Here is a 21,543-nt window from a genome sequence, read left to right on the forward strand (position 1 = left end):
GGGGCGCAGATATCGTGACACTTGTCTAATTGCTAGATAGGCTAGTAGTCATGGAACGCTACATTCGCCTGCGCTGGGTGGGCCTGGTCTTCATCAGCATCGCCGTCTCGCTGATCATCGTCGATTCGACGATCGTGAATGTCGCGATTCCGGCGATCGTCGACGACCTAGGCATCACCTCGACCGAGGTGCAGTGGGTGCAGGAGGCCTACACGCTGGTGTTCGCCGCCCTGCTCCTCGTGTTCGGCAGCCTGGCGGATCGATTCGGACGACGGCGCGTGATGATCATCGGTGTCGTCGTCTTCGCGGCATCCTCGGTGCTCGCCGCGTTCGCACCGGACGGCGGGATGCTGATCCTCGCCCGTCTCGCGCAGGGAGTCGGAGGATCGATGATCCTGCCGACCACCCTCTCGATCATCAACGCGACCTTCCGCGGCCGCGAGCGCGGCATCGCCTTCGCCGTGTGGGGCTCGACCATCGGTGGAATGGCGGCCGTCGGGCCGCTTCTGGGGGGATGGCTGACGACCGAGTTCTCCTGGCGCTGGGCTTTCGGCATCAACATTCCTCTGGGGGTCATCATCATCGTCGGGGTGCTGCTCACGGTGGCCGAATCGCGCAGCGACCGACCGTCGAAGATCGACGTCGTCGGAGCGATCCTTTCGGTGATCACGATGGCGAGTCTCGTGTTCGGTCTGATCGAGGGGCGCACCTACGGGTGGTGGCTCGTCGACCAGCGCCCAGAGCTCGGCGACTGGAGCTGGCCGCTGGATGTGTCTCCGATCCCGTTCGCCTTCGCGTTGGCCGTCGCGGGGCTCGTCGCCTTCATCGCGTGGGGTGTGCACCGGGAACGCCACGGCAGGTCGACCCTCTTGGCACTGCGACTGTTCTCCATCCCGTCGTTCCGCAACGGCAACGTCGCCGCCACGGTGGTCTCGCTGGGCGAGTTCGGCATCATCCTCGCACTGCCGCTGTGGCTGCAGTTCGTCCTGGGCTTCGACGCGCTGCAGACCGGCCTGCTGCTGCTCGCCCTTGCCGGCGGGTCATTCGTCGCCAGCGGTGCGGCAGGCGCGGCGAGCGGCAAAGTCGCTCCGGTCTGGGTGGTGCGAGCGGGGCTCCTGGCCGAGATCGTCGGCGTCGCGGGCGTCGGCTTCGTCATCGCCCCGGACGCGTCGTGGGTGCCTCTCATCCCGTTCCTCTTCGTCTACGGACTCGGTGTCGGCCTCGCCACGGCGCAGCTGACGGGTGTCGTGCTCGCCGACGTGCCGGTCGACGACAGCGGCGCGGCGTCGGGGACGCAATCGACCTCCCGGCAGCTCGGAGCAGCGCTGGGAGTCGCAGTCCTGGGCACGGTGCTGTTCACGAGCACGGCCGGGATACTCACATCGTCACTAGACGCACGGGGGCTTCCTGTTGAGCAGCGCGACCAGATCGTGTCGTCCGTCGTCGACAGCGCCGGCGCGGCGATCAGCGGGCTGGAGGCTCAGCCCGAGACCGCCGAGATCGCAGACGACGCGAAGGCGGCATTCTCCGACGGCACACGGTTCGCCGCGTGGACGGCGGCAGGATTCCTGTCGCTGGGCCTGCTCTCGACGATTTCGCTCGGAGCCGGTGCGGGAGCGAAGGCACGCCGCGACGAGGATTCTGCACCTGCAGATGACGCGGCGGGGATCGGTACGTCTGACTGACGGAGGCCGGGGCCTATCGGTCGCCTGTTGCGCTGCCGCGTGCGGAACGGCGACGTCGGGGTCGCGTGTCGGATCTCTCCTCTGAGGGGCGCACCTCTGGAGGAATCGCGGTGCGGTCACCGGAGAGCCATCGAAGCCATGTCGTGCTCGGGTCTCCCTCGAGCACCAGAGTGCGCACGAGCAGGGTGAGCGGAATCGACAGGATCGCCCCGAGTGGTCCGATGATGAACGTCCAGAAGATGACCGAGAGAAAGCTCAGTGTGAGGCTGAGGTCGACGGCGTCGCTGACGAACTTGGGCTGCACGAGAACCTGCAGCACGACGTTGACGACGCAGTAGACCGCGATGACTCCGAGGAGCAAGGGCCAGTCTCCGACGACGAACGCGAGGATGGCCGGTGGCACGAGGCCGAGGATGAACCCGATGTTCGGGATGAAGTTCGTCACGAAGGCGAGGATGGCCCAGACGATGGGAACCGGGATCCCCATCCACCACAGCGCGAGCCCGTCGATGACCGCGACGATGGCGCCGAACGTGGCGTTCACGACGTAGTACCTGCGGATGCCGGAGTTGAGGTGCACGATGCGCTCGATCGTCGCTCCCTTGGTGGCTGCGAAGAGCGCGGGGGCCTGACGATAGCGGGCGGCATCGACCGCCATGAAGATGATGTACGCGCAGACGAAGAACAACGCGGTGGCCACGCTGAGCACGGTGCCGCCGACGCTGCGAACGAGCCCGAGCAGTGTCTCCGGGTCGAGCACCGAAGCCGCGGCATCCGAGGCTTCCGCGTCCAGCCCGAGCGACTGCAGAGTTGAGACGAGCTGAGCTGCGGCTCGGTCAAGACCGCCCTCGGAGACGAGGTCGGTGATCAGCCGAGCGAACTGCGTACCTGCGAGCCACAGCAGTGCCCCCATGGCCACGAGAATCAGATAGGCGAGAGCGATGACTGCCGTGGTGCTCGCCCACCGGGGCCAGCCGCGCCGATCGAGCGGGCGGCGCAGGGGCTCGCAGATGACCACGATCACGATCGCGAGTGCGACGGGCCCGAACACCTCACGGATGAAGTACACCCCGGCGAGAGCGACGGTTGCCGCCGCGAGCGTCAGGAGAACGCGCAGGCTGGGGGAGAGGACTCCGGCGGGAGCGGAATCCGGAGCGGGAGAAGTGCGTGTGGTGGCGTGGACGTCCTTCGGCCGGCGATTGCGCAACATCTCACGAATCATAGGCGGTGAGCAGCAGCAGGAGCGCGAGGCCCTGCAACAGGGACAAGATTGCGCTGAATGATGACGCCCGCGAAGGCCGCCAACCCCGTCCAGGCGGATGGTGTCGTCGAGGCTCTGGGTGTGGACATGGCTGTCACCTCGGAGCACACCGCGCTCAACGAGAAAAGCCGCCTGAAACCAGGCGGCTTTCCTCGTATTGATCGGTGTCGCGTACGAATCTGCGTTCGTTCCACGAACAACCTTGTGTGCCCCCGACAGGAGTCGAACCTGCGACCTACGGTACCGGAAACCGGCGCTCTATCCACTGAGCTACGGAGGCGTACCGATCGACAATATCACTGCTGGGGAGTGGTCTCCGACTCACCGGCCTCGGTCACCGGCGCGTCGCCCAGTTCGCCGAGTGCGGTGGCCAGCTTCTCAGCGAGGTAGCGGTGTCCGTCGGTCGACGGATGCTTGCGGCCCACCTCGACGTCGATGACCGACAGATAGTTCTGCTCGGTGATCCACTCCTGTGCGATGGGGGAGATGTACCACCAGCTGCGAGCCGCGGCGAGGGCGCCGAGATCGGCGTCGATGCGAGCGGTCTCGGCACCGACGGGCAACTCGTGCGGTGCCGGGCCGAGAATGACGATGGTGGCCTCCGGATACTTCGCCGCGATCGCGTCCCAGGCGGCGGTGACAGCTTCTCTGTACCCGGCCTCACCCTGGGCTCGGTCGTTGATCGACCCCTGCAGGATGATCAGGTCGGGGGTGAGCGTCGGATCCAGAGCGGCGATGCGCTCGCCGAAAGCGGGGCCGTCGAGTCCGGGCTTGAGGTAGCCGCTGCCGCGGACACCGTCCACGATCGTCTCGCCATCGATCAGATCGGCGAGCCGATACGCGTAGCCGAGGGTCGGGTCGGTCGCGGCCGAGCCGTAGGTCCACGAATCGCCGAAGACGAGAACGGTCGGCTGCTCGGGAAGGAGCAGCGGGGCAGGCGCGATCTCGACCGCTTCCTGCTCGCTTGCCGCGGCACCGACGGGTGTCGAGGAAGGCACCGGAACCCACGGGCGCCAGACGCCGAGGACGACCGCGGCGAGCGCCAGGATCACGGCGACGGCGAGGCCTGCGACGGGCAGTCGACGACGTGCAGGAGTGGCCTTCATGGCATGACTGTAGATCACGATCCGGCCCTCGCAAATTCGGGCGCGTGACGCGCCGTAAACTGGGAGGCCTATGAACCCTGAAACGCTCGCCACAGCCCTCCTCGCCGTCCTCGCACCGATCGCCGAGGAACGACGTCCTGGCGAGCCGCTCGCGCTCACCGCATCGGACATCGTCTTCGAGCGCCCCCGCAACCGCGACCACGGTGACTGGGCCTCGAACATCGCGATGCGCCTGGCGAAGCCGTTCGGCACGAATCCGCGTGAGCTCGCGCAGCAGATCGCCGACGGGCTCGCGCAGGTCGACGGCGTGCAGAGCGCCGAGGTCGCAGGCCCCGGGTTCATCAACATCCGCCTCGATGCGGCTGCCGCCGGTGCCCTGGCGAAGACCATCGTCGACGCCGGCGCCGAGTACGGGCACAACGACACTCAGGCAGGCCACACCATCAACATCGAGTTCGTGAGCGCGAACCCGACCGGTCCGCTCCACATCGGCCACACCCGCTGGGCGGCGCTCGGGGATGCGATCGCTCGTGTACTCGCGGCCTCCGGAGCGAAGGTCGCCCGGGAGTACTACATCAACGACGCCGGCGTTCAGATGGAGCGCTTCGCGAACTCGGTGCTCGCCGCAGTCAAGGGCGAGCCCACACCCGAGGGCGGATATGCCGGCAGCTATATCGGCGACCTGGCAACGCGCGTCCTCGAGGCACGCCCCGATCTGCTGGATCTTCCGGATGACGAGCAGGTCGTCGTCACTCGCGAACTCGCATACGGTTTTCAGCTCGATGAGCAGAAGCAGTCGCTCTCGAAGTTCAACGTCGACTTCGACGTGTGGTTCTCGGAGCGCACACTGCACGCGAAGGACGAAGACGGCATCAGCTTCGTAGACCGCGCCGTCGACCGCCTTCGCGAGCAGGGCCACGTGTTCGACGACGAGGGCGCAGTGTGGGTGCGCACGACCGACTTCGGCGATGACAAGGATCGTGTGATCCGTCGCTCCAACGGCGAGTACACCTACTTCGCCGCCGACGCCGCGTACTACCTCAACAAGGGTGACCGCGGATTCGAGTACAAGATGTATCTGCTCGGTGCCGACCACCACGGGTACGTGCATCGTCTCAAGGCGATCGCGGGCGCGGCGGGGGAGGACCCCGAGAAGAACGTCGAGGTGCTGATCGGGCAGCTCGTGTCTGTGGGCGGAGCACGGCTCAGCAAGCGCGCCGGGAACATCATCGAGATGGACGATCTGCGCGAATGGCTCGGCACTGATGCACTGCGCTATTCGCTCGAGCGCTCGCCTGCCGACTCGCCTCTCGCGCTCGACCCCGAGCTGCTGCAGAAGCGCACGAACGACAACCCGGTGTTCTACGTCCAGTACGCGCATGCCCGCACGCACAACGTCGCGCGCAACGCCGCCGACTCCGGGGTGGATCGTTCGGAGTTCGCACCCGAGACGCTCACGCACGAGACCGAGAGCGCGCTGCTCGGCGCTCTGCAGGAGTTCCCTCGCATTGTGGCGTTCGCCGCTGAGGTGCGCGAGCCGCACCGCGTCGCGCGCTACCTCGAGGAGCTCGCGGGCCTGTATCACCGCTGGTACGACAACTGCCGGGTCATCCCGCAGGGCGACGACCCTGTCGAGACGGTGCACCGCACGCGTCTGTGGTTGAACGACGCTGCGGGACAGGTCTTCCGCAACGGGCTCGACCTGCTCGGCGTGTCCGCCCCAGAGCGCATGTGACTCCTGCTGCCGTCCGGCGCCGTAGGGCAGGATGGCAGCATGAGCGACGACAACCACACCGTTCCATACCCCGCTGCGGATTCCGAGCATCCGACGCTCGTGATCCCCGGTGGGAAGGACGGTGTGGCTGTCGACGGTGTCGCGTCACCCGCGCGCAAGCGCAAGCGGTGGCCGTGGGTGCTGCTGACCGTCGTGGTGCTGCTGGCCGCTCTCGTCGTCGCGGCGGAGTTGATCGCGCGGGCTGTCCTGCCCGGCATCGTGCGGGGGATCGTGATCGAGCAGCTCGACCTTCCCGCTGACCAGGAGCTCGCGGTCGAAGCCGACGGCATCCTGCTGCCTCAACTGATCGGCGGAACTCTCGACAGCCTGCACCTCTCCACCGATTCCGTGACTCTCGAAGGCATCACGGGTGCCGTCGACGTCACTGCCACCGGTGTCCCGCTGCGCGGCGGCGATCTGCGCGACGCATCAGGCACCATTCGCATCGACGAGTCGCAGTTCACGACGTTGCTCTCGAACACCGACCTGCCCATCGACACCGTCACGCTCGAGACGCCGAACGCGACGGTCTCCGGCTCCGTGAGCGTGCTGGGCATCACGATCCCGATCTCCCTGACGGTGACTCCCGGCGTTGCAGAGGGAGACCTCGAACTGACACCTGTCGGGCTGACGATCGGCGGGCTCGAGGTCGACGCGGATCAGGTCGGCTCGACCCTCGGCGCACTCGGAGAACAGCTCACCGAGACGCAGCGCATCTGCATCGCCGATCAGCTGCCCGCCGGCATCACCCTCACCGACCTCGAGATCGATGGATCGGAGGCGGTGATCGACGTCGACGTCGACGGCGCCATCGCGACCGACGAGAGCCTGCTCGCGAAGGGCACCTGCCCTCAGGCGTGACGCTCAGTCGTCGTCGGAGCCGAGGCGGGCTTCCCGTTCGGCCTTCTGCGCTGCGCGAAGCTCCGACGTCGCGAGCGCGACCTCGGCCTCGGCGCGTTGCACACGTCGCTGCGGGAAGGTCGTCGCGCCGAACCGGGCGTGCACGCGGTCTTTGCGCTCCTCCTCCGACGTGACGATGTAGGCGCAGGAGATCAGGATCACCTGAGTCGACAGATTGAGCCAGATCAGCAGCGCGAGCAGTGTGGCGAAGGAGGCGAGCAGCGGATTGCTCGTCGCGCCGCCGATGAACAGTCCGGAGAGCTCCTGCAGCACCAGCAGTCCGATACCGCCGATGAGGGCTCCGATCCAGAGAGAGCGCCCCGATGGTCGGAGACCGGAGAGCAGCCGGAACACACCCGCGATGAGGACGGTGTCGAGCGCGAGCACGACGACCAGCGAGACGATCCGGATGCTCCAGGAGGCGACAGGTGAATCCTCGGAGATGCCGAGCAGCCCGCTGATCCAGGTGATCCCGAGCCGACCGGCGAAGGTCACGGCCGCTGCGGCGACGAACAGCACGGCGACACCCGCCGCGAGCAGCAGGTTGCGGAGCATGACCCAGATGAACAGCACATCCGCGTGTGCAGTGCCGGCGAGGACGCGCACCGCCGTGCGCAGCGACCCCACGGCGCCGAGCGCCGAGCCGATCAGAGCGATCGTCGAAACGGCACCGGCGATCGACAGCGAGATCGGCTCCTTGAGATCGTCGGGATCCACCACGCCGTCCTCGCCGATGAGGCCGGGCACCACGGCCTGGACCGCGGAGATGATCGCGTCCCAGGCATCGGGGTTGCCCGCGAGCCACAGTGCGGCGATCGAGAAGCCGAGGAGCACGGCGGCGAACACGCTGAACAGCGCGCGGTACGTCACGCTGTCGGCCAGCATCGGACCCCGGCGCTCGGAGTAGAGCAGGAAGGCCCGCACCGGGCGACGTGTCAGAGCCCAGCGGATCGCCGCAGTGCTGACGCGCGCGATCGGGCCTGGGCGTCGGGCATCGGGTGCTGCGGATTCGGTGCTCATCTCCACCACCTTACGAGTCAGCAGGATGTGTCCGCAGGGGGTTGACGCCGAGCGTCACCATGACTGATGCGGCATGCGCCGTGCCCTAGAATCGGGGGCAACCTCGCAGTGCGCGCATCCGCCCGAGACTCGTCCCACGATTGGTGTTCCTTGCTTTCCCCTGCCGACTCGCTCGCCCCGGAATGGCTCGTCGTGCCCGACGACGTGAATGATCTTCCCGCCGCTGTGTGGCCGGCCTCCACAGTGCGCAGTGCCGACGGAGCGCTGCAGATCGCCGGCATCTCCGCGACCGCTCTCGCCGAGACGTACGGCACGCCGTTGCTGGTGATCGACGAGGACGAGGTGCGTTCCCGCGCTCGCGCCTTCCGCGCGGCCTTTGACACGGCTGCGGCCGACCACGGAACGACTGCTCAGGTCTACTACGCAGGCAAGGCGTTGCTGACCACGACGATCGCGCGCTGGGTGATCGACGAGGGGCTCCGCATCGATGTGTGCACCGGCGGCGAGCTCGAGGTCGCGCTCGCGGCGGGCGTCTCTCCGGCATCGCTGGGCTTCCACGGCAACAACAAGTCCGTCGCCGAACTCGAGCGCGCGGTCGACGTGGGCATCGGCACGATCATCGTCGACAGCGCGATCGAGATCGAGCGTCTGGCGGCGATCACCGCCAGGACCGGCACTGTGCAGCGGGTGCTGGTGCGGGTCATCAGCGGCGTGCACGCCGAGACCCACGATTTTCTCGCGACGGCTCATGAAGACCAGAAGTTCGGCTTCCCTCTGCCTGAAGCCGAGCAGGCCGTGGCCCGTATCCGCGAGATCCCCGGCCTCGAGTTCGCCGGACTCCACTGCCACATCGGATCGCAGATCTTCGGCGTCGCGGGCTTCCGCGAGTCGGCGTCGCGCGTGCTCGAACTGCATGCAGCGCTACTCGAAGGCGGATCGGTCCCTCAGCTCAACCTCGGCGGAGGGTTCGGCATCGCGTACACGAGCGTCGACGATCCCACACCGATCGAGACGCTCGCGGGTGAGATCGTCGCCGCTGTCGCCGAGGGCTGTGACGCGCGCGGCATCGCCGTGCCGGCACTGTCGTTCGAGCCTGGTAGAGCGATCGTCGGCACCGCCGGGGTGACGATCTACGAGGTCGGCACCACCAAGGACGTCGCGCTCGACACCGGAGCGACCCGGCGGTACATCAGCGTCGACGGCGGCATGAGCGACAACGCCAGGACAGCGCTCTACGAAGCGCAGTTCTCGGCTCGCCTCGCCTCGCGGCTCGGCACGGGCGCACCCCAGCTCAGCCGGGTGGTCGGTAAGCACTGCGAGTCCGGCGACATCGTGGTCGACCACGAGTACCTCCCCGCCGACGTGTCTCCGGGCGACCTGCTGGCTGTTCCCTCCACCGGTGCGTACTGTGCGCCCCTCGCCAGCAACTACAACCACGTCCCTCGCCCTCCGATCGTCGCGGTGCGTGATGGCCGGTCGGCGATCATCGTCCGCGGTGAGACCATCGCCGACGTCCTGTCGCGCGATGTCGGCATCGAGGCCTCCGAGCACCACGGGTGATCCGCGCGACGAACGACGCGATTCCCGACGTAGCACGACTGAACAACCCTCCTAAGGAGAGATGCAATGACGACTGAGTACCGACGACTTCGGGTGGCACTCCTCGGCGCCGGAGCGGTCGGCTCCCAGGTGGCCGACCTCCTGCTGCGTCACGGCGACGAACTCGCCGACCGGGCGGGTGCCACGCTGGAGCTGGCCGGCATCGCGGTGCGCAACCTCGATGCGCCGCGCGAGACCGATCTGCCCAAGGAGCTGTTCACGACGGATGCCGAGTCTCTGATCCTCGGCTCCGACATCGTGATCGAGCTGATCGGCGGCATCGAGCCTGCCCGCACGAGCATCCTGCAGGCGATCGGCTCCGGTGCCGACGTGGTGACGGCCAACAAGGCGCTGCTGGCCACCCATGGTCCCGAGCTGTTCGAGGCGGCCGACCGCGTGGGCGCATCCGTCTACTACGAAGCGGCCGCTGCCGGCGCGATCCCGATCATCCGACCGCTGCGCGACTCGCTCGCCGGCGACCGCGTGGTGCGCATCATGGGGATCGTGAACGGCACGACCAACTACATCCTCGATCGCATGGACACTGAGGGTGCCGACTTCGCCGACGTGCTCGCCGACGCGCAGCGCCTCGGTTATGCCGAAGCCGACCCGACCGCCGACATCGAGGGGTTCGACGCCGCACAGAAGGCGGCGATCCTCGCGAGCCTCGCGTTCCACACGGCGGTTCCGCTCGACGCGGTGTATCGCGAGGGCATCACGACGATCACGGCGTCGATGATCGAGGAGGCACGAGCGGCCGACTTCGTGATCAAGCTGCTCGCCGTGTGCGAGCGCATCGAGGCCAACGGCACCGAGTCGATCTCGGTGCGCGTCTACCCGGCACTCGTCCCCAAGTCGCACCCGCTCGCCTCCGTGCACGGCGCCAACAACGCCGTCTTCGTCGAGGCCGAGGCGGCCGGTTCGCTGATGTTCTACGGCGCAGGTGCAGGCGGAGTGCAGACGGCATCCGCTGTGCTCGGAGACGTCGTGTCGGCGGCTCGCCGGCACATCGCCGGCGGCGTCGGCGTGGGGGAGTCCACCAGGGCCAACCTCCCGGTGGTGCCGATCGGTCACGTCACGACCCGCTACCAGATCACTCTCGAGGTCGCGGACGCTCCGGGCGTGCTTGCGACCGTCGCCGGCATCCTGAGCGACGGAGCGGTCTCTGTCGCCACGGTCGTGCAGACCGTCGAAGGGGAGGACGAGCCCACTGCTCGTCTCGTCATCGGAACACACCGGGCCACGGATGCCGCACTCAGCGCCACGGTCGATGCTCTCGCAGGCAGCTCTGTCGTCGAGCGGGTCGTCTCGGTGCTCCGCGTGGAAGGCGAGTGACGATGGCAGCGGGGCGCACGGTCGAGGTGACCGTGCCGGCGACCAGCGCCAACCTCGGTCCCGGGTTCGACACCCTCGGACTCGCGCTCAGCGTCTACGACACTCTGCTCGTGACCGAGCTCCCCGCGGGAGCGCTCGAGATCGAGGTCTCGGGTTCCGGAGCCGCCGAGATCCCGCGTGACGACTCGAATCTCATCGTCCGCACGATCGCGCACGTCTACGCGGACGTCGATCGACCTCTTCCGGGGCTGCGCATCGTCGCCGAGAACGGCGTGCCGCACGGTCGTGGACTCGGATCCTCCGGTGCGGCGGTCGCAGCAGGCATCCTTGCCGCCAAGGGTCTGCTCGAGGGCGACGTGGAGATCAGCGACGCCGACATGCTGCGCCTGGCCACCGAGATCGAGGGACATCCCGACAACGTGGCGCCCGCGCTGTTCGGCGGCCTGACGATCGCGTGGATGGGTGAACGCGGCGCGCAGCACAAGAAGCTGCTCGTGCACCGTGGTGTCTCGCCGCTCGTGCTCGTCCCGTCATACACGATGTCGACGTCGAAGGCGCGATCGCTGCAGCCCCCTCACGTCTCGACGGCAGACGCGGTGTTCAACGTCTCGCGTTCGGCCCTGCTCATCGCCGCTCTCACGCAGAGCCCTGAACTGCTGCTCGACGCCACGGCCGACCGCCTGCACCAGGACTACAGGGCGGAGGCGATGCCTGAGACCCAGCGGCTGGTTCAGGCGCTCCGCGCGGCGGGCTTCGCCGCTGTCGTCTCGGGCGCAGGCCCCAGCGTCCTCGTGCTCGCTGACGGCCCCGGAAGCCGTCAGGACGCCGTGGAGCTGGCCGAATCCACGACCGACACCCCGTGGGACGCGCTGCTGCTCGCGGTCGACGTACGTGGTGGTACAGTGGGGAATCGAGCGGAGGGCTCCACGTAACTGCGTGAATCTGGCCCCATTGCAACTCTGCAAGACCCGCACGCAAACCCCTGTCGCACTGCTCTCACCGAGAACCTCGTTCTTTTCGAGAACCCAGTGCAGAGGCTGGCTGACGCCGAGCGTCAGTCCGTGCGATCGCGCGCAGCACCCGTTGTGCGCGTGCCGCTCATGTCCCCGAGACCGAAGAGGGAGTACTCGTGGAGAATTTCTCCGAGACCCAGAACGACCAGGCGGCACCTGCCGCCGAGGCTGCGGCAAAGGCCGCGAGCTCCGACGCCGCGACGACTGCCGCGACTGAGGTGGCACCCGCCCGCAAGCGCGCACCGCGCCGCGCGAGCACTGCGACCGCCGCCGCGAAGGCCGAGAAGGCGGCAGCATCCGCTGACGGCGCACCGGCATCCGAGGCCCCCGCGGCCGAGGCTCCCGCCGCCGACGCGGCCCCCAAGGCCAAGGCTCCCCGCCGCAGTCGCGCGAAGAAGACCGACGCGGATACCGCCGACGCTCCCGCCGCTGAAGCCCCTGCAGCCGCCGCACCGGCGAACGCCGAGCCCCCCGCAGCGAAGACCTCCGACGGCAGCGAATCCGCCGACGCGGCCGGCTCCGCGGATGCCGCAGGCTCCTCCGACGAGCCGAAGAAGACCACCGGCCGCGGACGCCGCACGGCGAAGAAGCCTGCGGCCGAGACCGAGGCTCCCGCGACCGAGAAGCCCGCTGACGCAGCACCGGCCGATACGGCCCCCGCCGCAGACTCGTCCTCCGACTCCGCCGACGGCGGCGAGGAGCAGGGCGGCCGCAACCGCAACCGCAACCGCAGCCGCAACCGTGGTCGTGGCCAGAACGGCACCGGACAGGGCGGCGAGCAGCAGCAGCCGCAGCAACAGCAGCAGAGTGCGCCGGCCGAAGACGAGGGTGGCAACGGCCGCAATCGCCAGCGCAACAAGCGTCGCGGCGGCGTGCCGACCGATGAGTTCGACACCGAGATCGGTGAGGACGACCTGCTCGTTCCGATCGCCGGAATCCTCGACGTGCTCGACAACTACGCGTTCGTGCGCACGACCGGCTACCTCGCCGGCCCGAGCGACGTCTACGTCTCGCTCGGACAGGTCAAGAAGTACAACCTGCGCAAGGGCGACGCGATCGTCGGCTCGATCAAGCAGCCGCGCGAAGGCGAGCAGCAGGGTCGTCAGAAGTACAACGCCCTCGTGAAGGTCGACTCGATCAACGGCCTGTCGATCGACGACGCCGCGACCCGCGTGGAGTTCGGCAAGCTCACCCCTCTCTACCCGCAGGAGCGTCTGCGCCTCGAGACGGTGCCCGAGAAGCTGACCCAGCGCATCATCGACCTCGTCGCTCCGATCGGCAAGGGACAGCGCGGCCTCATCGTCGCACCGCCCAAGGCCGGCAAGACGATCGTCCTGCAGCAGATCGCGAACGCGATCGCGCAGAACAACCCCGAAGTCCATCTCATGGTCGTGCTCGTCGACGAGCGCCCCGAAGAGGTCACCGACATGGAGCGCACGGTCAAGGGCGAGGTCATCGCCTCGACGTTCGACCGTCCCGCCGAAGACCACACCACGGTCGCCGAGCTCGCCATCGAGCGCGCCAAGCGTCTCGTCGAGCTGGGCCGCGACGTCGTCGTGCTGCTCGACTCGATCACGCGCCTCGGCCGTGCGTACAACCTCGCGGCCCCCGCGTCCGGCCGAGTGCTCTCGGGTGGTGTCGACGCCTCGGCGCTGTATCCGCCCAAGCGCTTCTTCGGCGCTGCGCGCAACATCGAGAACGGCGGTTCCCTCACGATCCTCGCCACGGCTCTCGTCGAGACCGGCTCGAAGATGGACGAGGTCATCTTCGAGGAGTTCAAGGGCACCGGCAACAGCGAGCTGCGCCTGTCGCGTCAGCTCGCCGACAAGCGCATCTTCCCGGCCGTCGACGTGAACGCGTCGAGCACCCGCCGCGAAGAGATGCTGCTCTCGACCGACGAGGTCAAGATCACTTGGAAGCTGCGCCGAGCCCTCGCGGGCCTCGACCAGCAGCAGGCGCTCGAGGTGGTCCTGGGCAAGCTCAAGGAGACCCACTCGAACGTCGAGTTCCTGGTGCAGATGCAGAAGTCGATTCCGACGCTGCCCTCGGGTTCGCACGGACACGACAGCAACATCCGCTGAGCGGAGCCGGAGTGTTCGAGTCCGTCCAGACTCTGATCGACGAGCATCGCCGGGTGCAGGAGGAACTCTCCGACCCGGCGGTGCACGCCGATGCTGCTCGGGCGAAGCGCGTGAACCGCCGCTACGCCGAGCTGTCGCGGATCGTCGCCGCCTACGAGGCGTGGGCGGCGGCATCCGAAGATCTCGACGCCGCGCGTGAGCTCGCCCGTGAGGACGAGGCGTTCGCTGCCGAGGTCCCGTCGCTCGAAGAGGACCTGCAGTCGGCGCAGGAGAAGCTCAGGCGACTCCTGATCCCGCGGGATCCCGATGATGCTCGCGACGTGATCATGGAGATCAAGGCGGGGGAGGGCGGTGCCGAGTCGGCGCTGTTCGCCGCCGATCTGCTGCGCATGTACATCCAGTACGCGGCCTCAAAGGGGTGGAAGACCGAGCTGCTCGAGCGCAACGAGTCCGACCTCGGCGGCTACAAGGACGTCCAGGTCGCGATCAAGGGCTCCTCGACCGACCCCGCTCAGGGTGTCTGGGCGCACCTCAAGTACGAGGGCGGCGTTCACCGCGTGCAGCGCGTGCCGGCCACCGAGTCGCAGGGGCGCATCCACACCTCGACCACCGGAGTGCTGGTGTTCCCCGAGGTCGATGAACCCGATGAGATCGCCATCAACCAGAACGATCTGAAGATCGACGTGTTCCGCTCATCGGGACCGGGCGGCCAGTCGGTGAACACGACCGACTCGGCTGTGCGCATCACCCACCTGCCGAGCGGCATCGTCGTGTCTATGCAGAACGAGAAGTCGCAGCTGCAGAACCGTGAGGCGGCGATGCGCGTTCTGCGCGCACGACTGCTGGCGAAGCAGCAGGAGGAGCTGGATGCCGCGGCATCAGACGCGCGCAAGTCGCAGATCCGCGGGATGGATCGTTCGGAGCGCATCCGCACCTATAACTTCCCCGAGAACCGGATCGCCGACCACCGCACCGGTTTCAAGGCGTACAACCTCGACCAGGTGATGGACGGTGCGCTCGAGCCCATCATCGAGAGTGCGATCCAGGCAGACGAAGAGGCGCGACTCGCCGCAGTGGGCTCCGACTCCTGACTTGACGCCCCGCCGGTCCTGCCGCGGCGCACGGGGAGCGATATGCTCAGGCCGTGATCACCCTTCTGTTCCGTGCGCTCATGTATCTCGTGTCTGCAGGCCTCGGCCTCATCGTCGCCGATCTCGTGCTCGAGGGCTTCCAGATCGAGTGGGACAAGTGGTGGGGATTCGTGGCCTGCATCGTGATCTTCGCGATCCTGCAGAGCGTGCTCGCACCCTGGGTCGGCAGGATGGCCGATCGCTATGCGCCGGTCCTGATGGGCGGCATCGGGATCTTCTCGACGCTGATCTCCCTCGTCATCGTCGTCCTGCTGCCGATCGGCGGGTTGCGCATCGTCGATCTCACGGGCTGGTTGCTCGGATCCGTGATCGTCTGGCTCATCACGGCGCTGGGCAGTGTGCTGCTGCCGTTGATCTTCCTGCGCAAGAAGGTCGACAAAGTCCGGTCGCGCCGCGGCGCGTGAGGCCCTCGCGAGAGGGTCAGATCGAGTAGTCCGGTGCGGCGAGCACGGCTCTGGTGTCCTCACCCATGATCCGCGCCCGCGGTTTCGCCGGCACACCGACGAGGATGCTGTCGGCCGGCGCGTCACGGGTCACCACGGCGTTCGCCCCGACGACCGATCCCTCGCCGATCGTGACCGGCCCCAGGATCTTCGCTCCCGCGCCGACGGCGACGCCGTTGCCGAGAGTGGGGTGCCGCTTACCGGAGTCTCGCGTGCGGCCTCCGAGTGTGACCCCGTGATAGAGCATCACGTCGTCGCCGATCTCGGCCGTCTCGCCGATGACCACACCCATACCGTGATCGATGAAGAAGCGACGGCCGATCCGCGCCCCCGGGTGGATCTCGATGCCGGTGAGCCACCGCGAGATCTGCGAGGTGGCGCGAGCGACGAGGCGCAGCCGTCTGCGCCAGAGCGCATGCGAGACGCGGTGCGCCCAGATCGCGTGCAGTCCCGGATACAGCAGGGCCACCTCGGCGTCGCTGCGCGCCGCGGGGTCGCGAAGGCGTGCTGCCGCGACGTCCTCGCGCATTCGGCCGATCATGCCCATCGAGCGGGTCAGCCTTCGCGAAGGTCTTCGTACAGGGCGGTCGAGAGGTATCGCTCGCCGAACGAGGGGATGATGACGACGATGGTCTTGCCCGCAGCCTCGGGGCGCTCGGCGACCTGCAGCGCGGCCCAGATCGCGGCGCCGCTCGACATGCCCACGAGGATGCCCTCCTTGCGCGCGGTCTCACGCGCGACACGGATGGCGTCGTCGAAGGTGACGTCGATGACCTCGTCGAGGACGTCGCGATCGAGGATCGGGGGCACGAAGTTCGGTCCGATGCCCTGGATCTTGTGCGGTCCAGGGTGTCCCTCGGTGAGAATCGGGGAATCCTTGGGTTCGACGGCGACGATCTGCACGCCCGGGACGCGCTCCTTCAGCACCTGCCCGACCCCGGTGATGGTTCCACCGGTGCCGATCCCGGCGACGAGATAGTCGACCGAGCCCTCGGTGTCGCGGAGGATCTCCTCGGCCGTGGTCTTGCGGTGGATCGCGGGGTTCGCCTCGTTGGCGAACTGCTTCGCCAGCACCGCACCCGGCGTGCGGGCGGCGATTTCCTCCGCCTCAGCGAGAGCGTGCGTCATGCCCTTGGTGGGGTCGGTGAGCACGAGCTCGGCACCGAATGCCTTGAGGAGCATGCGCCGCTCCTTCGACATCGATGCGGGCATGGTGAGGATCACCTTGTAGCCGCGCGCGGCGCCGACCATAGCCAGCGCGATGCCGGTGTTGCCGCTGGTCGCCTCGACGATCGTGCCCCCGGGCTTCAGCTCGCCCGAGGCCTCTGCGGCGTCGACGATCGCGATGCCGAGGCGGTCCTTGACGCTCGAGGCCGGGTTGTAGAACTCGAGCTTGGCCAGCACCGTGGCGCCGAGTCCCTCGGTGACGCGGTTCAGGCGTACCAGGGGAGTGTTGCCGAATGCGGTGGTGATGTCGGAGTGGATGCCGGTCATGGGGAGAGCCTTCCTGTGCGGGGGACTGCGCGCTCCAGCCTATGCGAGGGGCCTGCAGGGGTGGGCAATATGACACCTGCCGCGCTCTACTCTGGATTCATGCCCGATCTCTCCCTCGCCTCCGTCGTGCACGCCGCGGCCAGACAGCTCGCCGATGCGGGCATCGCGGATCCTCTCGTCGATGCCGAGCTGCTCGCCGGTCACGTCCTCGGACTGCGACGAGGCGAGGTCCAGGCCGCCATCATCCGCGGTGATGCGGTCGACGAGGCGGATGCAGAGTCGTTGCGTGCCCTCGTCACCCGCCGCGCCGCGCGCGAGCCGCTCCAGCACATCACCGGGACCGCGCCGTTCCGGCACCTGGAACTCGCCGTGGGGCCGGGAGTCTTCGTGCCCCGTCCTGAGACCGAGACCGTCGTGCAGTACGCGATCGACGCGTTGCTCGGGTCTCCGCTGCCCGACCCCATCGGCATCGACCTCGGCACCGGCAGCGGCGCGATCGCTCTCGCCATGGCCACCGAGGTGCCCCATGCGCGGGTCTTCGCGACAGAGCTCTCGCCCGACGCCTACCCGTGGGCCGTGCGGAACACCGCGGGTGTGGCCAACCTCACCCTGGAGAATGAGGACCTGGCGCACGCTTTCCCCGAGCTCGACGGAACGGCGTCCGTCGTGATCTCGAACCCCCCATACGTCCCTGACGCCGCTGTTCCCCGCGACCCCGAGGTGCGCCTCTTCGACCCGTCGATGGCGCTGTACGGGGGAGAAGACGGTCTCGACGTCGTGCGCGTGCTCAGCGTGCGCGCCCTGGAGTTGCTGCATCCGGGCGGATTGCTGGTCATCGAGCACGGCGAGTTGCAGGGCGAGGAGATTCGCAGCATCCTCACGCGCGACGGATGGCGGGCGGCTGCGACGCACCGCGACCTCACCCTGCGAGACAGAGCGACGACCGCTCTGCGGCCGTGAGACGCGGACACGAACCGCACAGGGATCCCCAACTAGAATCGGATCGTCATGTCCTCCATCTTCGATTGCGGCGATGAGGCCCAGCTCCTCGCCGGCATGCGCCACGCCCGCCAGGCGATCAGTCGCGGCGAACTCATCGTCATGCCCACCGACACGGTCTACGGCGTCGCTGCCGATGCCTTCTCGCCGGCAGCGGTGCAACGTCTCCTCGACGCCAAGGGGCGAGGGCGCAACCAGCCCCCGCCGGTCCTCATCGGCACGAAGGAGACTCTGCATGCGCTCGCAGAGTCGGTACCGGAGCCCGTCCAGCGTCTCGTCGACGAGTTCTGGCCCGGTGGGCTGACCATCGTTCTGCCCGCGCAGCCGTCCCTCGTCTGGGATCTGGGCGATACAGAGGGCACAGTCGCCGTCAGGATGCCCGAAGGGCGGGTCGCACTCGAGCTGCTCGCCGAGACGGGACCGCTCGCGGTGTCCAGCGCCAACCTCACCGGTCGCGAGTCGGCGATCTCGGCGCTCGACGCCGAGCGCATGCTCGGCGACAGCGTCTCGGTCTACCTCGCAGACGGCATCAGCCGTGATGGGATCGCATCGACGATCGTCGACGCGACCTCGCTGGTGCCCCGCGGCGCTGAGCCCACCACGGGCGGCGTGCGCATCCTCCGAGTCGGCGCGGTGAGCCGTGAGCGGCTGGAGGAGGTGCTCGGCGACCTGCTCGAGCCCGAGGCTCAGGCACCGGAATCGGACGGGGATTCGTGAAGCAGTACCTCTTCACGATCATCCTGACCGCCGCGATCACATTCGCGTTGACCTGGGCGGTCTGGCGGCTGAGCCTGCGGTTCAAGCTCTACCCGACCATCCGCGAGCGGGATGTGCACACGACCCCCACCCCGCGTCTCGGCGGGGTCGCGATCTTCCTCGGCATCGCCGCCGCGATCGGTTTCTCGGCCGCGAACCCGTTCTTCGCCACCATGTGGATGCCACCGCAGACGATGTGGTCGATCCTCGCCGCGTCGCTGCTGATCGCGGTCATCGGCGTCGTGGACGACCTGTGGGATCTCGACTGGATGATCAAGCTCGGTGCGCAGTTCCTCGCGGCGGGGATCATCACCGTGGGAGGGGGGCTGCAGATCCTCTCGCTGCCGTTCGGCGATCTGATCGTGTTCTCGAGCTGGCTGAGCATCACCATCACGATGTTCGCGATCGTCATCGTGATGAACGCGGTCAACTTCATCGACGGCCTCGACGGGCTCGTCGCCGGCGTATGCCTGATCGCCAACGGAGTCTTCTTCGCGTACTCCTACATCCTGACGCGTGACACCGGCGCATCCAGCTACTTCAACCTCGCCTCGTTCCTGGCGGCCGTGCTGATCGGCGCATGCCTCGGATTCCTGCCCTTCAACTGGAGTCCGGCCAAGCTCTTCATGGGCGACTCGGGGGCGTTGGTCCTCGGCCTGCTGATGGCGACGTCCGCGATCGCCGTCACGGGACAGCTCGAGCCCTCCGCCCTCGACCCGGAGCGCCTCGGACGATCGCAGCTCCTCGGGGCGTTCATCCCGATCCTGCTCCCGCTGCTGGTGGTGCTGCTGCCGCTGCTCGATTTCGGCCTGGCCGTTCTGCGCCGCATGAACGCGGGCAAGTCGCCGTTCTCTCCCGATCGCAAGCACCTTCATCACCGCATGCTCGACCTCGGCCACCGCGACCGCGACGCCGTGCTGATCTTCTACGCCTGGACGGCGGTCATCTCCCTCGCAGTCCTCCTCATGTACGTGGGTGCCCGCGAGGACTGGCCCGGCCAGTACCTCCCCGGAGTCGTGTTCGGTCTCGTGGGAATCGCCGCATGCCTCGTCATCACCCTGAACCCTCTGCGCCGACGGAAGTCCGCGGCGTCTGCTGAGCCCGACCCGACACCCGTGGAGTCCCCGTGAGCCCGAGCCCTGTTTCCAGCAATCCGATCCTGCGGAGGACGCTGCTCTGGTCCGCCCTCTCGATGGTGATCCTCGCGATCGTCGCCGGGGGGATCGGTCTTCTCGTCGGCGGGGGAGAGGGCCTCGTGAGCGGGCTGCTCGGCGTCGTGCTCGCGATGCTGTTCCTCGGCATCACGGCGCTCAGCATCCTGATCGCCAACCGCTGGTTCGGCGACCCGCTCTACGTGCAGCTGTTCTTCGCGATCGTGCTGGGCGGCTGGCTGCTGAAGCTCGGTGTGTTCCTCGTCGTGATGATCCTCCTGGCCGGTCAGCCCTGGCTGAATCCCATGGTCTTCTTCCTCTCGATCGTCGCCGGCGTGATCGTGTCGCTGGTGATCGACGTGATCGTGCTGACGCGTATGCGACTGCCCAATGTGAGTGACGCGTCTCTGCCCACTAAGGCGCCGAGCGACTACGCCCCCGGCGTGCAGCTGCCCACCGTCGTGCCCGAGGATCGCGCCCCGGGTCGGCACAACCTGATCCCCGAGGTCCGCGATCAGGACGGGCCTGCAGAAGAGGCTCCGCGGTCTTAGGACACCCTCAGATTCTGATAGTGTTGTCACGTGCCCGCCGCTCGTTCGCGAGCGCTTGCGCTTGAAGCACACCGACCATCGTCGCCCCGGTTCTGACCGGTGCCCCGAAGCTGGAGCCCGCGCTGTTCAATCTTGCTGCGACCCTGATGCCCAAACTCGCCTCTGACGGCGAGTTCCACGGACCTTCGATCGACGAGTTCTTCCCGGAGATCCTCTTCAACGCGTTCGGGGTCATTCCCGTCCACCGGATCCACCTCGTGCAGTTCCTCGCCGTCGTCGTGGTGGTGCTGCTCCTGGTTCTCGGAACCCGCCGCATGAAGATCGTCCCCGGACGCTTCCAGAGCGTCGTCGAGATGGGGCTGGACTTCGTCCGCACCAACATCGCGCACGACCTCCTCGGACGCAAGGACGGCACCCGATTCCTGCCGATCCTCACCACGATCTTCTTCATGGTGCTGTTCATGAACATCACGGGAATCATCCCGTTCCTGAACATCGCAGGCACGAGCATCGCGGCCGTGCCGCTGACGCTCGCACTCGTGAGCTACTTCACGTTCATCTACGCGGGTATCAAGAAGAGCCCGCTCGGCTTCTTCAAGAACGCACTGTTCCCGGCCGGAGTTCCGTGGCCGGTCTACATCATCGTGACGCCGATCGAGTTCCTCTCGACCTTCATCATCCGTCCCGTCACGCTGATGCTCCGACTCCTGATGAACATGGTCGTCGGCCACATGCTCCTGGTGCTGTGCTTCGCGGCCACCCAGTTCTTCTTCTTCACCGCAGGTGGCGGCTGGGCCGCTCTCGGTGTCGGAACCCTCGCCTTCGGCGGCGCATTCACTCTCTTCGAGATCCTGGTCGCCGTCCTCCAGGCATACGTCTTCACCGTCCTCACCGCGGTCTACATCCAGCTCGCGGTCGCAGAAGAGCACTGAGCGGGTCGGCAACTGCCGTCCCACCCAACGAAAGGAAAAACCCGTGGACGCTACTACGGTTCTCGCAGACATCAACGGTCACCTCGCATCGGTCGGCTACGGCCTCGCAGCGATCGGTCCGGCCATCGGCGTGGGCATCGTCGTCGGCAAGACCATCGAGGGCGTCGCCCGTCAGCCCGAGCTGGCCGGTCGCCTTCAGGTCCTCATGTGGATCGGTATCGCCTTCACCGAGGCGCTTGCATTCGTCGGCATCGCCGTCGGATTCATCCCCTTCCCGTAATCTCTACCGACT

At 67.6% G+C, this 21,543-nt stretch carries 20 protein-coding genes and 1 tRNA gene; 15 read left to right on the top strand and 6 right to left on the bottom strand.

Annotated elements, in window-relative coordinates; all coding sequences use genetic code 11:
• Nucleotides 1-50 precede the first annotated feature (50 nt).
• Entirely contained in the window at nucleotides 51-1,685 is a 1,635-nt protein-coding gene (locus tag FIV50_RS06760) for a DHA2 family efflux MFS transporter permease subunit (protein WP_140036769.1), read from the top strand.
• Nucleotides 1,686-1,698: 13 nt separating this feature from the next.
• On the opposite strand, the gene FIV50_RS06765 is transcribed toward FIV50_RS06760, so the two are convergent.
• The 3 genes from FIV50_RS06765 to FIV50_RS06775 all read right to left on the bottom strand — a co-directional run bounded on the left by FIV50_RS06765 (nucleotide 1,699) and on the right by FIV50_RS06775 (nucleotide 4,052).
• On the bottom strand, nucleotides 1,699-2,895 hold the full coding sequence (locus FIV50_RS06765) for an AI-2E family transporter (RefSeq protein WP_140036770.1): 1,197 nt from the start codon (nucleotides 2,893-2,895) through the stop codon (nucleotides 1,699-1,701).
• Nucleotides 2,896-3,153: 258 nt separating this feature from the next.
• Nucleotides 3,154-3,226: transfer RNA gene (locus FIV50_RS06770), tRNA-Arg, on the bottom strand.
• A 16-nt stretch (nucleotides 3,227-3,242) separates the two neighbouring features.
• Nucleotides 3,243-4,052: an SGNH/GDSL hydrolase family protein gene (locus FIV50_RS06775; protein WP_258184461.1), complete on the bottom strand. Its 810-nt coding sequence runs from the start codon at nucleotides 4,050-4,052 to the stop codon at nucleotides 3,243-3,245.
• Nucleotides 4,053-4,122: 70 nt separating this feature from the next.
• Here FIV50_RS06775 and argS point away from each other — a divergent pair, with 70 nt between their 5' ends.
• Together argS and FIV50_RS06785 are read left to right on the top strand one after the other, a co-directional pair.
• Nucleotides 4,123-5,787, top strand: coding sequence for an arginine--tRNA ligase (argS, locus tag FIV50_RS06780; RefSeq protein WP_140036771.1), 1,665 nt, complete (start codon nucleotides 4,123-4,125; stop codon nucleotides 5,785-5,787).
• Between the two features lie 39 nt (nucleotides 5,788-5,826).
• Nucleotides 5,827-6,687, top strand: coding sequence for an LmeA family phospholipid-binding protein (locus FIV50_RS06785; protein ID WP_140036772.1), 861 nt, complete (start codon nucleotides 5,827-5,829; stop codon nucleotides 6,685-6,687).
• Nucleotides 6,688-6,690: 3 nt separating this feature from the next.
• On the opposite strand, the gene FIV50_RS06790 is transcribed toward FIV50_RS06785, so the two are convergent.
• Nucleotides 6,691-7,746: a YihY/virulence factor BrkB family protein gene (locus FIV50_RS06790; RefSeq protein ID WP_140036773.1), complete on the bottom strand. Its 1,056-nt coding sequence runs from the start codon at nucleotides 7,744-7,746 to the stop codon at nucleotides 6,691-6,693.
• 150 nt (nucleotides 7,747-7,896) lie between these two features.
• Between FIV50_RS06790 and lysA the strand changes: the two genes are divergently transcribed.
• The 6 genes from lysA to FIV50_RS06820 all read left to right on the top strand — a co-directional run bounded on the left by lysA (nucleotide 7,897) and on the right by FIV50_RS06820 (nucleotide 15,329).
• Nucleotides 7,897-9,306, top strand: coding sequence for a diaminopimelate decarboxylase (lysA, locus tag FIV50_RS06795; RefSeq protein WP_258184462.1), 1,410 nt, complete (start codon nucleotides 7,897-7,899; stop codon nucleotides 9,304-9,306).
• A gap of 66 nt (nucleotides 9,307-9,372) precedes the next feature.
• The gene (locus FIV50_RS06800) at nucleotides 9,373-10,680 is read left to right on the top strand and encodes a homoserine dehydrogenase (protein ID WP_140036775.1); all 1,308 of its coding nucleotides are present in this window, start codon (nucleotides 9,373-9,375) and stop codon (nucleotides 10,678-10,680) included.
• Nucleotides 10,681-10,682: 2 nt separating this feature from the next.
• Nucleotides 10,683-11,612, top strand: coding sequence for a homoserine kinase (thrB, locus tag FIV50_RS06805; protein WP_140036776.1), 930 nt, complete (start codon nucleotides 10,683-10,685; stop codon nucleotides 11,610-11,612).
• Between the two features lie 197 nt (nucleotides 11,613-11,809).
• On the top strand, nucleotides 11,810-13,774 hold the full coding sequence (rho, locus tag FIV50_RS06810; protein ID WP_140036777.1) for a transcription termination factor Rho: 1,965 nt from the start codon (nucleotides 11,810-11,812) through the stop codon (nucleotides 13,772-13,774).
• Nucleotides 13,775-13,785: 11 nt separating this feature from the next.
• Nucleotides 13,786-14,865: a peptide chain release factor 1 gene (prfA, locus tag FIV50_RS06815; protein ID WP_140036778.1), complete on the top strand. Its 1,080-nt coding sequence runs from the start codon at nucleotides 13,786-13,788 to the stop codon at nucleotides 14,863-14,865.
• A 53-nt stretch (nucleotides 14,866-14,918) separates the two neighbouring features.
• Nucleotides 14,919-15,329, top strand: coding sequence for a phage holin family protein (locus tag FIV50_RS06820; protein ID WP_140036779.1), 411 nt, complete (start codon nucleotides 14,919-14,921; stop codon nucleotides 15,327-15,329).
• 16 nt (nucleotides 15,330-15,345) lie between these two features.
• On the opposite strand, the gene epsC is transcribed toward FIV50_RS06820, so the two are convergent.
• Together epsC and cysK are read right to left on the bottom strand one after the other, a co-directional pair.
• Entirely contained in the window at nucleotides 15,346-15,915 is a 570-nt protein-coding gene (gene epsC, locus FIV50_RS06825) for a serine O-acetyltransferase EpsC (protein WP_140036780.1), read from the bottom strand.
• A gap of 8 nt (nucleotides 15,916-15,923) precedes the next feature.
• On the bottom strand, nucleotides 15,924-16,862 hold the full coding sequence (gene cysK / locus FIV50_RS06830) for a cysteine synthase A (RefSeq protein ID WP_140036781.1): 939 nt from the start codon (nucleotides 16,860-16,862) through the stop codon (nucleotides 15,924-15,926).
• A 99-nt stretch (nucleotides 16,863-16,961) separates the two neighbouring features.
• Here cysK and prmC point away from each other — a divergent pair, with 99 nt between their 5' ends.
• The 6 genes from prmC to atpE all read left to right on the top strand — a co-directional run bounded on the left by prmC (nucleotide 16,962) and on the right by atpE (nucleotide 21,531).
• Nucleotides 16,962-17,822 (top strand): peptide chain release factor N(5)-glutamine methyltransferase, encoded by an 861-nt coding sequence (gene prmC, locus FIV50_RS06835; protein WP_140036782.1) that lies wholly within the window; start codon nucleotides 16,962-16,964, stop codon nucleotides 17,820-17,822.
• A 48-nt stretch (nucleotides 17,823-17,870) separates the two neighbouring features.
• The gene (locus FIV50_RS06840) at nucleotides 17,871-18,578 is read left to right on the top strand and encodes an L-threonylcarbamoyladenylate synthase (protein ID WP_140036783.1); all 708 of its coding nucleotides are present in this window, start codon (nucleotides 17,871-17,873) and stop codon (nucleotides 18,576-18,578) included.
• Nucleotides 18,575-19,747 carry an MraY family glycosyltransferase gene (locus tag FIV50_RS06845; protein WP_140036784.1) on the top strand — a complete coding sequence of 391 codons (1,173 nt, stop codon included), beginning with the start codon at nucleotides 18,575-18,577 and terminating at the stop codon, nucleotides 19,745-19,747. The genes FIV50_RS06840 and FIV50_RS06845 overlap by 4 nt, the downstream gene beginning before the upstream one ends.
• Nucleotides 19,744-20,319: a hypothetical protein gene (locus FIV50_RS06850; RefSeq protein ID WP_258184464.1), complete on the top strand. Its 576-nt coding sequence runs from the start codon at nucleotides 19,744-19,746 to the stop codon at nucleotides 20,317-20,319. Before FIV50_RS06845 ends, FIV50_RS06850 begins: the two co-directional genes overlap by 4 nt.
• 146 nt (nucleotides 20,320-20,465) lie before the next feature.
• Nucleotides 20,466-21,251 carry a F0F1 ATP synthase subunit A gene (atpB, locus tag FIV50_RS06855; protein WP_140036785.1) on the top strand — a complete coding sequence of 262 codons (786 nt, stop codon included), beginning with the start codon at nucleotides 20,466-20,468 and terminating at the stop codon, nucleotides 21,249-21,251.
• Nucleotides 21,252-21,294: 43 nt separating this feature from the next.
• Nucleotides 21,295-21,531, top strand: a complete 237-nt coding sequence (atpE, locus tag FIV50_RS06860; RefSeq protein WP_042541851.1) for an ATP synthase F0 subunit C — start codon at nucleotides 21,295-21,297, stop codon at nucleotides 21,529-21,531.
• Nucleotides 21,532-21,543 lie beyond the last annotated feature (12 nt).

The organism is Microbacterium foliorum (assembly GCF_006385575.1).
Taxonomy (GTDB): Bacteria; Actinomycetota; Actinomycetes; order Actinomycetales; family Microbacteriaceae; genus Microbacterium; species Microbacterium foliorum_B.